Annotated in this window: 11 protein-coding genes; 2 read left to right on the plus strand and 9 right to left on the minus strand. The window is 67.6% G+C overall.

Features of this window, described 5'->3' with window-relative positions:
- Positions 1 to 53: 53 nt before the first annotated feature.
- From QNN99_RS13920 to QNN99_RS13930, 3 genes are all read right to left on the minus strand, one after another.
- Entirely contained in the window at positions 54 to 1,475 is a 1,422-nt protein-coding gene (locus QNN99_RS13920; protein ID WP_229967135.1) for a class II fumarate hydratase, read from the minus strand.
- A 125-nt stretch (positions 1,476 to 1,600) separates the two neighbouring features.
- Positions 1,601 to 2,257, minus strand: a complete 657-nt coding sequence (locus QNN99_RS13925; protein ID WP_229967137.1) for a carbonic anhydrase — start codon at positions 2,255 to 2,257, stop codon at positions 1,601 to 1,603.
- A 42-nt stretch (positions 2,258 to 2,299) separates the two neighbouring features.
- Positions 2,300 to 2,893 carry a DUF4245 domain-containing protein gene (locus QNN99_RS13930; protein WP_229967138.1) on the minus strand — a complete coding sequence of 198 codons (594 nt, stop codon included), beginning with the start codon at positions 2,891 to 2,893 and terminating at the stop codon, positions 2,300 to 2,302.
- A gap of 164 nt (positions 2,894 to 3,057) precedes the next feature.
- Between QNN99_RS13930 and glpX the strand changes: the two genes are divergently transcribed.
- Positions 3,058 to 4,098, plus strand: coding sequence for a class II fructose-bisphosphatase (glpX, locus tag QNN99_RS13935; RefSeq protein WP_227891445.1), 1,041 nt, complete (start codon positions 3,058 to 3,060; stop codon positions 4,096 to 4,098).
- 551 nt (positions 4,099 to 4,649) lie between these two features.
- On the opposite strand, the gene QNN99_RS13940 is transcribed toward glpX, so the two are convergent.
- On the minus strand, positions 4,650 to 5,498 hold the full coding sequence (locus QNN99_RS13940) for a TspO/MBR family protein (protein ID WP_229967140.1): 849 nt from the start codon (positions 5,496 to 5,498) through the stop codon (positions 4,650 to 4,652).
- Between the two features lie 77 nt (positions 5,499 to 5,575).
- Here QNN99_RS13940 and QNN99_RS13945 point away from each other — a divergent pair, with 77 nt between their 5' ends.
- Positions 5,576 to 6,604, plus strand: a complete 1,029-nt coding sequence (locus tag QNN99_RS13945; RefSeq protein ID WP_229967142.1) for a lipid II:glycine glycyltransferase FemX — start codon at positions 5,576 to 5,578, stop codon at positions 6,602 to 6,604.
- A gap of 37 nt (positions 6,605 to 6,641) precedes the next feature.
- Here the strand turns inward: QNN99_RS13945 and QNN99_RS13950 are convergent, their stop codons facing one another.
- From QNN99_RS13950 to QNN99_RS13970, 5 genes are read right to left on the minus strand one after another with little or no spacing between them, the layout of a single operon-like run.
- Complete coding sequence (locus tag QNN99_RS13950; RefSeq protein WP_442860536.1) at positions 6,642 to 7,178, minus strand: GNAT family N-acetyltransferase; 537 nt, start codon at positions 7,176 to 7,178, stop codon at positions 6,642 to 6,644.
- A 10-nt stretch (positions 7,179 to 7,188) separates the two neighbouring features.
- A complete protein-coding gene (gene manA / locus QNN99_RS13955) occupies positions 7,189 to 8,541 on the minus strand; it encodes a mannose-6-phosphate isomerase, class I (RefSeq protein ID WP_229967146.1) in 1,353 nt (450 codons plus the stop codon).
- Between the two features lie 43 nt (positions 8,542 to 8,584).
- Complete coding sequence (locus tag QNN99_RS13960) at positions 8,585 to 10,231, minus strand: LCP family protein (RefSeq protein ID WP_229967148.1); 1,647 nt, start codon at positions 10,229 to 10,231, stop codon at positions 8,585 to 8,587.
- A 7-nt stretch (positions 10,232 to 10,238) separates the two neighbouring features.
- Positions 10,239 to 10,766, minus strand: a complete 528-nt coding sequence (gene purE, locus QNN99_RS13965) for a 5-(carboxyamino)imidazole ribonucleotide mutase (protein WP_229967150.1) — start codon at positions 10,764 to 10,766, stop codon at positions 10,239 to 10,241.
- Positions 10,763 to 11,887: a 5-(carboxyamino)imidazole ribonucleotide synthase gene (locus tag QNN99_RS13970; RefSeq protein WP_229967549.1), complete on the minus strand. Its 1,125-nt coding sequence runs from the start codon at positions 11,885 to 11,887 to the stop codon at positions 10,763 to 10,765. Before QNN99_RS13970 ends, purE begins: the two co-directional genes overlap by 4 nt.
- Between the last annotated feature and the right edge of the window lie 118 nt (positions 11,888 to 12,005).

The raw sequence follows: 12,005 nt of genomic DNA on the forward strand, positions 1-12,005 counted from the left end.
CCGCGCCCCCCCCCCCCCCCCCCCCCCCCCCCCCCTTCCGGGGGTGTTGAAAGCTAGGCCTGCGGAGGCTTCGTCATGGACAGCACATCGAGGGCCGTGTCCAGCTGCTCCACGGTCAGTTCGCCGCGCTCGACGTAGCCGAGTTCCTCGACGGCCTGGCGGATGGTCTTGCCTTCCTTGACCGCGTACTTGGCGATCTTGGCGGCGTTCTCGTAACCGATGAACTTGTTCAGCGGGGTCACGATGGACGGCGACGCCTCGGCCAGGTAGCGCGTGCGCTCCACGTTGGCTTCGATGCCGTCGATCATCTTGTCCGCCATGATCCGTGAGGAGTTGGAGAGCAGGCGGATGGATTCGAGCAGGTTCGAGGCGATGACGGGGATGCCCACGTTGAGTTCGAAGTAGCCGAAGGTGCCCGCCCAGGCGATGGCGGCGTCGTTGCCCACCACCTGTGCGGCAACCTGCATCACGGCCTCGGAGATGACGGGGTTGACCTTGCCCGGCATGATCGAGGAGCCCGGCTGCAGGTCGGGGATGGCGATTTCGCCCAGGCCGGTGTTGGGGCCTGAACCCATCCAGCGCAGGTCGTTGGCGATTTTGGAGAAGGAGACGGCGATCGTGCGCAGCATGCCGGAGACCTCAACGAGGGCATCGCGGTTGGCCTGTGCCTCGAAGTGGTCGCGCGCTTCGGTCAGCGGCAGGCCGGTGTCGGCAGCCAGCAGTTCGATCACGCGCTGCGGGAAGCCGGCGGGGGTGTTGATGCCAGTGCCGACGGCGGTGCCGCCGAGGGGAACTTCGGCCACGCGCGGCAGGGAAGCCTGCACGCGCTCGATGCCGTAGCGGACCTGGGCTGCGTAGCCGCCGAATTCCTGGCCCATGGTTACCGGAGTGGCGTCCATCAGGTGGGTGCGGCCGGACTTCACGACGTCCTTGAATTCCACAGCCTTGCGCTCGAGCGAAAGCGCCAGGTGGTCCAGGGCGGGGATCAGGTTGTTGATCAGGGCAGACGTGGCTGCCACGTGAACCGAGGTCGGGAACACGTCGTTGGAAGACTGCGAGGCGTTGACGTGGTCGTTCGGGTGAACGGTGGTGTCGCTGCCGGTGTCCTTCAACGCGCGGGTGGCCAGCTCGGCCAGAACCTCGTTGGTGTTCATGTTCGAGGAGGTGCCGGAGCCGGTCTGGAACACGTCAATCGGGAACTGGTCGTCGAGGGAACCGCCGGCCACCATGTCGGCGGCCTTTTCGATCGCCCGGGCGCGCTCGGCGTCGAGCACTCCCAACTCGGCGTTCGCGGTGGCAGCTGCCTTCTTGATCCGGGCCAGCGCCTCGATGTGCGCGCTGTCCAGCGGCTTGCCGGAGATTGGGAAGTTCTCCACGGCGCGCTGGGTCTGGGCACGGTACAGGGCGTTGACCGGAACGCGGACCTCGCCCATGGTGTCATGTTCGATGCGGAATTCAGGAGTGTCAGAAGTCATGGTCCCAAGCCTAGTATCCGCAGCGCCGGGGCAGAAACCGCGCCGTCACGGGAGGTCGGGTGCGCACCCGGCCTGAGGGCCGGCGGTCCCTCCGGAAAGCACGGAGGAACCGCCGGAACGTGCGGCTAGCGGTGCGAACGCAGCACGGCGGGGTGGACCACGGCGCCGAAGCCGGACACCAGGTCCGCTGCGCCTTCGGCCAGCCGGTAGGAAACGCCGACGACGGCGGTGCGCCCTTCCTCCACGGCCGTGGAAATGACCTGGGAGCTTTCCACGAGGCGTTCGGCGGTCTGCTTGGTGTGTTCCACCACCATGTCGTTGACCTCGGTCAGCCCGTTGCGCTGGGCGGCGAGGACCGACGGCGTGATGCGCTCAACGAGGTTGCGCAGGTGCCCGCCGGGCATCTCTCCGGTCTCGACCGTGCGCTTGGCCTCGGTCACGGCGCCGCAGCTGTCATGGCCCAGGACCACGATCAGGGGCACGCCGAGCTTGGCGATGCTGTACTCCAGGGAGCCGAGGACGGCGTCGTCAATCACCTGCCCTGCGGTCCGGATCACGAAGGCGTCGCCGAGCCCGAGGTCGAAGATGATCTCGGCGGCCAGACGCGAGTCGGAACAGCCGAAGATCACTGCGAACGGATTCTGCTCATGGACCAGGGAGCTGCGCCTGTTGGCGTCCTGGTTGGGATGCGAGGACTCTCCGGCGACAAAGCGGGCATTGCCTTCGCGCAGGGTCTGCCAAGCCTGGGCCGGAGTGATTGCTGGAGCGGGAAGTTCATTCACGCCTCTTAGCCTAAACCCCGGGCCGCCGCCGGCGGCTATTCGCTACGGCGCCGGTGTTTTGTCCAGGTCGAGAACCACTGCTTCGGCGAGGACGTCGAATTCGGCGAGGTCCGCTTCGCCGGTGAGGACGACGGTGAGCCCCTCATGTTCCAAGACCATGCTGGCTTCGCCGTCGGTGGAGTCGCGCAGCTCCCAGGTCTGGCCGCCGGCGACGCGTTCACCGGCAACCATCGAATCCCCGGAGGCCTGGGCTATCCACGTCGGATTGCCGGCATTGGTCTCGGAAAGACGAATAAAGTCGGAATTCGGAGTGACATAGCCCACTTCCCACACGGGGACTCCGCTGCTGCTGGTCGCTTCCCAGCGGGCGTAATTGGAGCTCCAGCCCTCCGGCAGCTCAGGCGCCAGCGGTGCGTACCCGGCGTCGGCCGCGGCCTGGACGGAAATCTGCTGCACATCCACATTGCGGGTGGTGGCTTTGGGAGTCGGGTTCAGCAGTACCGGAACCAGGACCAGCAGCAGCGTAGCGCCGGTGGCCAGCAGCATCCCGATCACTGTTGCGTTGGCACGTTTGGCCTGCTTGCCGGTCAGTACTGGGGTTACGGGCGTCTCTGGGTCCTGCTGCTGCTCACTCACCCTTCAATGATCGCCCATCCGCCCGCCCAACTCCTACTTGGACCATTGTTCGTGCAGGCGAATAGGGTTTCGTTGGTGGTGGCGCAGGCCACGGAGACTATGATCGGAACAAGGATCAGCCGTTTGTGGGTTTTCGACAAGCGGTTCACAGCGAAATTTCGAAGATGAGGTTAGACGTGTCCAAAGGCGCTCAGTACTCAACACTTTCCCCCGCCCTGGCAGTCGGCGACGACGAGCCGGACCGGAACCTGGCGCTTGAACTCGTCCGGGTGACGGAGGCGGCAGCCATTGCCGGAGGCCACTGGGTCGGTTTCGGCGACAAGAACGCGGCAGACGGTGCCGCCGTCGACGCCATGCGTTCACTGATTTCCACCGTCCACTTCAACGGTGTCGTGGTCATCGGCGAGGGCGAAAAAGACGAAGCCCCCATGCTTTACAACGGCGAGTACGTCGGTGACGGCACCGGCGCCCTGTGCGACGTCGCCGTGGACCCGATTGACGGCACCCGGCTGACCGCGCTGGGCCTCAACAACGCCGTGGCCGTGCTGGCCGTGGCCGAACGCGGCACCATGTTCGATCCCTCCGCCGTGTTCTACATGGAGAAGCTGATCACCGGCCCCGAGGCCGCCGACATGGTGGACCTGCGCCTGCCGGTCAAGCAGAACCTGCACCTGATCGCCAAGGCCAAGGGCAAGAAGATCAACCAGCTCAACGTGATGATCCTGGACCGGGACCGCCACAAGCCGCTGGTGCAGGAAATCCGCGACGCCGGTGCCCGCACCCGCATGCTGATGGACGGCGACGTTGCCGGCGGCATCGCTGCCGCCCGCGAGGGAACCGACGTCGACGCCCTGATGGGCATCGGCGGCACGCCGGAAGGCATCATCACCGCCTGCGCCATCAAGACCCTCGGCGGCGTCATCCAGGGCCGCCTGTGGCCGACCTCGGACGAGGAAAAGCAGAAGGCGATCGACGCCGGCCACGACCTGGACCGCGTGATGTCCACCAACGACCTGGTCACCAGCGACAACTGCTACTTCGCCGCCACCGGCATCACCGACGGCGACCTGGTCCGCGGCGTGCGCTACTCCAAGGACCGCGTGCTGACGCAGTCCATCGTGATGCGTTCCAAGTCCGGAACCATCCGCGTGGTCGACGGCGAGCACCAGTCGCACAAGTGGGAGTCCTACGCCCGCCTGAAGTAAAGCCTGTAGCCCGCCTCGTAGCCCGCCTTGGGGCCCGCCTTGAGGTAGGCGAAAACCCCGGAACCGACGTTGTCGGGTCCGGGGTTTTTTGCTGCCTCGCGGGGATGTCTCCTCGAGTGTGCAGCTATGGCGGGTTGCGGATGAAGCGGCAGTTCGAGTGTGCAGCTATGGCGGGAAAACGTGCGTGGTGCCCGCCACAGCTGCACTTTCGGTGCGGGTTGTTGGCTGAAACCCGGCAGACCTGCACTCTCGGTGCCGCTTGGAAGTAGTGCGAGGGCAGCGACGAACGTAAGCGGCCGGCCGGACACCGGATCCTTCGTGCAGATAATGCAGCACGGAGAAATCTCTCGTGCAGATCAGGTCCTCTAACTGGTGAGAACGACCGTGCGGAGTGCGTTATCTGCACGAGAGATTCGGGCGGAGCCGTGCGGAGTGCGTTATCTGCACGAGAGATTCCGGGATGGACGGCATGGTGGTCTCCCGGAGGAGTGGCTGGATATGCGGCGGGTGCGGGGCGGCGGGGAAGGGCGGGCGCGTTGCGTGCGCCCGGTTTACCGGCGGGCGGTGGCTGCGGCCGGGATCCGGTTGCGCCCGATGAACCGGTAGACGACGGCGGCGAGGGCGACGACGACGGCGGCTGCAACGGCTGCGAATGCCGTGCCGCTGGAGGGCAGCTCGCCGTTAAGCCGTGACACGGCGATCCAGGACAGGCCCCAGGCCAGCGCTGCTGCCGGAGCCAGCCGTCCGCGGCCGTAGGCGGCAAGGGCCACGCCCAGCGCCGCGACCACGGCCAGGACCGTGATGGACCAAACCTCCGGGGCAAGCCCGAAGCCGTTCCACCCGGCGTCGCTCAGTGCGGCGGCAATGTTGGCGCAGGTGGCAACGGAAACCCAGCCCAGGTACAGGCCCAGGGTTCCGTCGACCACGACCGCCTCGATCCAGTTGCGGGCCGGCGTCCGCGAGTAGCGGGCAAAGCAGACGGCGAGAACCGCGAGCAGGGCCACGATGACCAGGACACTGAACCCGACCCAGCCGGCCTGGACGCTCAGGATCCAGCCGGCGTTGAGGAGCAGCGACGCGGCGACCAGCCAGCCCAGGGACCGCTGGCGTTCCGAGGTGCGCTCCGAAGGCAGCCACTGCCAGAGGGTGTAGGCGCCGAGACCGGTGTAGATGACGGACCAGATGGAGAACGCACCGCTGGCCGGGGCGAGGTAGGTGGCGTCGGCGTTCAGTGCGCCGCCCGCGGCCTGGGCGATGGGAGTGCCGCCGAACACCCCCACACCGATCATGGATCCCACCAGGCAGACGATGAAGCAGACGGTGACTGTCAGCTGCCGGGGCAGGTCCGATCCTCGGGCGCCGGGAACCGCGGGGCGGGTGCCGGGGGATGAAGTGGTCATAGCTGAGCGTAGCAAGTGGGCGGGACCACTGCAGGGGCGCGCGGGTGCGTCCGGCAACCCCCGGTAGGCTGGAAGGCATGACATTGCGCGTTACACCCTGTTCCGATTCCGCCCGCTGGAACGAAACCGTCAACGGTTTCAACGGACATCCTCAGCAGTTGTGGGGCTGGGGCAAGACCAAGGCCGAGCACAACTGGAGCGTTGAGCGCCTGCTGGTGCAGGACGACGGCGGCAAGGTGGTCGGCGCCGCCCAGGTGCTGCTGCGCCGGCTGCCGTTCCCGTTCAAGGCGCTCGCCTACATTCCGCGCGGGCCGCAGTCGGTTCCCGGCCGTGAACTCGAAATCCTCGATGCCGTCAGCGAGTACGTCAAGGGCGCCCACTCGCCCGTGGCCCTGAGCATCGAGCCGGATTGGGACGCCGACGGCGACATCGCCGCCGGCCTGCCCGCTGCCGGGTTCCGGCCCTCGGAAAACACCATCCTGATCGGCCGCACACTGATCCTGGACCTGTCCCGGACCGAAGATGAGCTGCTCGCCGAGATGTCCAAGAAGCACCGGCAGTACATCCGCAAGTCCGGCCGCGAGGAGCTGGACTACCGGCGGGTCACGCGCGCGGAACTGCCGAAGTGCCTGGCCGTGTACAAGCAGACGGCGGAGCGGGCCGGGTTCGGCATCCACGAAGACGGCTACTACCTGGATATCTTCGACAACCTGGGCGAGGACTCGCCGGTCTACGCGGCCTTCAGCGGCGACGATGTCGTGGCCTTCCTGTGGCTCTCCACCAGCGGGTACACCTCGTTTGAGCTCTACGGCGGCATGACCGAGGAGGGCGAGCACCTGCGGGCGAACTACGCGCTGAAGTGGCTGGCGATCCGGGAGATGAAGGAGCGCGGCATTGTCCGCTACGACTTCAACGGCCTCCTGAACGACGGCGTTTCCAAGTTCAAGATGGGGTGGGCGAAGCACGAGAACCAGCTCGCCGGAACCTGGGACAAACCGCTCTCACCCCTTTATCCGGTCTTCACGACGGCGCTGCCGCTGGCGAAGAACGGACTGCGGAAGCTGCGCGGGCTGGCGGCTGCAGCACAGGCCAAGATCCGCCGCTAGCCGTACCGGGCCGCCGTCGGCCGGCGGGTGCTGCCGATCAGTACAGCACCCGCTGGTAGAGGGCATGGTCCTGCCAGGATCCCGCGATCTTCAGGTAGCGGGGCGCCAGGCCGATCTCCTCGAAGCCGGACCGCGCCAGCACCTTCTGCGACGCAGCATTGTGCTTCAGGGTGGCGGCCTGCACCCGGTGCAGCCGCAGATCCCGGCCGGCGGCTTCCACCGCAAAGGCCGCCGCAGCCGACGCCAAACCCCGGCCGTTGAACGAGCGGCCGATCCAGTAGCCGAGGTGGCAGCTCAAAAAGGGGCCGCGGACAATGCCCGTCAGCGTGACGCAGCCAATGATGCTGCCGCCGCTGAGCAGAACCCACGGAACCTCGGAACCGGCCTCGTGCAGAGCCAGCTTGGCTTCGATGACGGCGTGCTGCCCGGCCGCGGTAAAGAACTCCGCGGCCCGCTCCGGCTCCCACGGCGCCAGATGCTCCCTGTTGAGTTCATAGGCTGCCGCCAGAAGTTCGGCGTCGGATCGCCGGAGCAGCCGGACCCGGATGTTTCCGGCCAGGGTTTCGGTCGTGATGGCCACCGGCTCAGATGGCCAGCCGGGGCTCGGCGGGGTCCGTTCCCTGGGCATCGGCAGAGCCGACAGTCACCGCGAAGGCGAGGGCGCCGTCGTCGTGCTGTGCGGAATGCGCGGAGAGCTTGGCAATGACCGGCGCCTCGGCGGCCGGGATGAACGCGCTCTGCCCGGTCTCGAGCACCAGGTCGCCCTTGGGCGAATCCAGGACCACGGTCCCGCGCACCACGATCACGACGGTGGGACCGTTCTGCAGGACCGAAACGTCGGAACCTGACATCGACGCGGCGGGGGAGTATCCCTCCCCGAAGTCCTGCGCCCGCTGCTCCAGCTCGATCCGCTGCAGCTGAAATTCGGCGAACGGCGGACGATAGAGCTCCTGTCCCATCTGCGTGTGTTCGGCCGCCAGCAGCGGAACGCCCAGCGGCCGGAAATCGACGGTCTTCAGCAGCTCTGCCACGTCAACGTGCTTGGGGGTCAGCCCGCCGCGCAGGACGTTGTCCGAGGACGCCATGACCTCGATGCCGAGGCCGCTAAGGTACGCGTGAACGTTGCCCGCCGGCAGGTACAGCGCCTCGCCGGGCTGCAGCGACGCCCGGTTGAGCAGCAGGGACAGCAGCACGCCCGGGTCCTCCGGGTAATACGCGTTCAGGTCCACGGCGGTGGCGAGTTCCTTGGCGTACGGCGCCAGGTCTTCGGCACCGGTCTCGGCCAGCGCCGCAGCGGTGCGCCGGACGGCGTCCCGAACCTCCTCGCCGTCGTTGATCAGCGTGCGGAAGACACTCTGCAGCCGGGCCGCGGCATCATGCCCGCTGGACAGCTCGTTCACCGCCCAGGACAGCAGGTCCGGAACCTCTGCGCCTTGTGCCTGCACAGCCCGCGCGGCGGTCCGGAAGATCTGCGCCGCGTCGTCCGGCTCACGGAAACCGCAGAGCACCTCGAACGGGGTCAGCGCGAAAATCATTTCCGGCTTGTGGTTCCGGTCCCTGTAATTGCGGTCCGGTGCGCCCCGGTCCAGGCCGGCGGCCTCCTCGGCGGCGAACCCGGCCCGCGCCTGCTCCTGGGTGGGATGCACCTGCAGGGACAGCGGCGTGCCCGCGGCCAGGACCTTGGCGAGGAACGGCAGCACGTTCCCGTAGGCCTCGGTGGTTTCGCGGCCGAGCATCTGGTGGGGATCGGCCGCGATCAGCTGGTCCAGCGTGTCAGCTTCCGGCACCGGCGGCACCAAGGCCGACGGCGCCCCCGGGTGGGCGCCGATCCACAGCTCGGCTTCGGGCTGGCCCGAGGGCTCCCTGCCGAAAAGTTCCGCCATGGCCGTGAACGAGCCCCAGGCGTAGGGCCGAAGCGTGTTGTTCAGCAGGTACATGGCTCTCTTTTCAAAGGTGTTGGTTGCGGTTCTCCGATGGAGGTTACCCCGGGCTGCAGTCGCCGTTGTTGTTCAGCAGCTCACCCAGCGTCGCGTCGTCCTGGATTTCGGCAAGGTACTGCAGGTATTCCTCGGTGACTTCCGGCTGCTCGGGAGCGGCCGGGGCCTGCTCCACCGGCCCGGTTTCGGTGCCAATGCCAGTGCTGCTGCCGGCCTCCGGCGCGGCCTCCGGGGCCGCCTCGGGTGCCGGGTCCGCCCCCGGGTCCGCCCCGGGATCCGCGGCAGGTGCCTCGGCGGGCGGTTCGGCGGCTTCTTCTCCCTGCGCGGCGATTCTCTCCGCGACCCGGGCATGGATTTGGTCGAAGTCCGGGTAGGTCACGAAGTTGTCGGCCGCGGTGCCGAAGTCCGGCGGACCGATGGTCAGCCGCTCCATCGGCTCGTCCTTGGCCTTCAGCGCCAGATCAAGGAAGCTGCCGAGCTGGTCCTGCGGAATGTCGGTCTTGACGATCTGCTCGCCGGCCGAGGCGATGGCCTGGAACCGGGTCAGGAGGGTGGCGGGATCCAGCTGGGCCACCATGGCCTGCTGGACGCACTGCTGGCGGGCGATCCGGTGATAGTCGGTCGCGAACTCACGGGACCTGGCGTACCAGAGGGCGGTGTATCCGTCCATCTTCTGGGTGCCCGGGGCGATCCAGCCGTCCGGCGGGTAGTGCCGGTTGGTGCCGGGAATTTCACCGGCGGTGATGGGCACCCAGCCGCCGGCGTTGATGGTGATGCCGCCCATGGCGTCAATCAGCTTGGAGAACCCCTCCATGTCCACGATCACGTAGGACTGGACCTCCAGCCCGAGGATGCCGGATGCGGCATCCATCATGGCTTCGGCTCCGGGGTCGGTGGACTCCGGGTACAGGTCCGGATGGTTCTCCATGACCGTCTGGTAGAGGCTGTTCAGGATGCACTCGTCGCCGCAGTTGTAGCCGTCGGGGTACACCTCGGCCAGCGGGGAATCAGCGGGGAAGGGGGCGTTCTGGAAATTGCGGGGAAGGCTGAAGGTAATGGACTCGCCGGTCTTGGCGTCAACGCTGATCACCGACATGCTGTCCGGGCGCAGGCCGGTGCGGTCCTCGCCGGCATCTCCGCCCATCAGCATGAAGTTGTACCGCCCGTCCACGGGATCGAGTGACGGTCCTGACGCGAAGATGCTGCCGACGGCGCCGCGGCCGACGTTGAGCATGTACGCGCCGTAGGCCAGGCCGCCGCTGGTGCCGATCATCAGGACAGCCAGCAGGCCGGCGACAAGCGGGCGCATGCGGCGCTCCAGCAGCGGCGGCCGGATGATGCGCAGCGTATTGAGGAACAGCAGGGCCCAGCCCACGGCCAGCAGCACCAGGACAACCATGAGGACGAAGGAGGCCCAGCCGTTGGTGACAATGTTCACCAGCAGCGCCCGGTTGGTCAGCGCGAGAACGAGGCCGGCCAGGACGAAGGCCCAGACCGTGAACGTCACCTGCAGGGCGCGGCGGCCCAGCTTGCGGCTTCCGGCGACCACCTGGGCCGAGCCGGGCAGCACCAGCGTGAGCAGCAGCAGGATGAAGGCTCGTTTGGTGCGCGCTCCGGACGGCGCTGACTGCGGATTGCGCACCGGATCGGTGAGCATCCCGGCGTCGTTGTTTCCGTTCCCCTGGTCCATGGCGGTCCTAGTCGGTGACCGTGACGGAGGTGCGCAGCTTGGCACCCTTGGCCAGGGCGCTCTGGCGCAGCCCGGAGGAAAACTCGAGCAGCTGCTGCTGCAGCTGGGCGGCCAGCGGATCGGTGCCGGCGGCCAGCATCCGCACGGCCAGCAGGCCCGCGTTCCGGGCGCCGCCGATGGAAACGGTCGCCACCGGCACGCCGGCGGGCATCTGCACGATCGACAGCAGAGAATCGATGCCGTCGAGGTACTTCAGCGGCACCGGCACGCCGATGACCGGCAGCGGAGTCACCGCTGCCAGCATGCCGGGCAGGTGCGCGGCGCCGCCGGCCCCGGCGATGATCACCCGCAGCCCGCGGCGGTGGGCCTGCTGGCCGTACTCGATCATTTCGGTCGGCATCCGGTGGGCGGACACGACGTCGGCCTCGTAGGGAATGTTGAACTCGGCCAGGGCCGCGGCAGCCGCGTCCATGACGGGCCAGTCGGAGTCCGAACCCATGACGAGTCCGACCAGGGGGGTGTCACGGGTTCTCATGAGTTCTCCTTCTGGGAATCGCGGCCGTCGCGGAGGATGGCAGCGGCGTGTTCGGCGCTTCGCCGCACCCGCGGCAGGTCCGCAGCGCTGCGGCCCACCACATTGACGTGCCCGATCTTGCGGCCCGGCCGGACCGACTTGCCGTAGCTGTGGATTTTGGCCGCCGGCTCGGCGGCCAGTGCCTGAGCATAGCCGCTGAACAGATCAGTGTTGGCACCGCCCAGATAGTTCTTCATGACGACGACGCCGCCCAGGACATCGGTGGCACCCAGCGGAAGGCCCAGGACGGCCCGCAGGTGCTGTTCAAACTGGCCGGTCACCGACCCGTCCATGGTCCAGTGCCCGGAGTTGTGCGGCCGCATGGCCAGTTCGTTGATCAGGAACCCGGCGCCGCGTCCCGGCGTTTCGAAGAGCTCCACGGCCATGACGCCGGTGACGCCCAGTTCCGCTGCAATGCGCAGGGCGGCGTCCTGCGCGGCCGATGCCACGGCCGGGTCCAGCTCCTGGGCCGGGGCAATGACCTCGTCGCAGACGCCGTCCACCTGGATCGAGTGGACCACGGGCCAGGGGAGCGCGCTGCCGTCCGGTGTCCGGGCGACCAATGCCGAGAGTTCCCGGGAAAAGGGAACCTTCTCTTCGGCCAGGAGCGGTTCTCCGGTAAACCAGTCCGCCGCGCCGGCGGCTTCCGCGGCGTCGTTGATGATCCGCACGCCCTTGCCGTCGTAGCCTCCGCGCGGCGTCTTGAGGACCACCGGCCAGCCCGCGGATTTGCCGAAGTCCACCAGGTCGTCGATCCCCGAGACCGCGGCCCAGCGCGGATTGGGAAGGCCCAGGCGGTCAACTGCCGCACGCATCACGAGTTTGTCCTGGGCATGGACCAGCGCGTCGGGCGTCGGCTGCACGTTGACCCCGGCGCCGGTGAGGGACCGCAGATGTTCGCCCGGAACGTGTTCGTGGTCAAAGGTCAGCACGTCGACGCCGCGGGCGAAGGCGGAGAGGGTTGCCAGGTCGGTGTAGTCACCGACCGTTGCGGAGGCCACGGCGGGCACCGCGGAAACGTCGGGTCCCTCGGCCAGGACTCGAAGTTCAAAACCGAGGGCTACTGCAGCCGGGGCCATCATTCGGGCCAGCTGGCCACCGCCGACGACGCCAATTATAGGAAAGCTCACAAGATCAGGTTACCGAAAAGAGACCGTAAACCCCTTTTGTGCAGACGCCTCCGGGCTGTGCGCTCAGGTA

The sequence above is a fragment of the Arthrobacter sp. zg.Y820 genome (assembly GCF_030125555.1).
GTDB lineage: Bacteria > Actinomycetota > Actinomycetes > Actinomycetales > Micrococcaceae > Arthrobacter_B.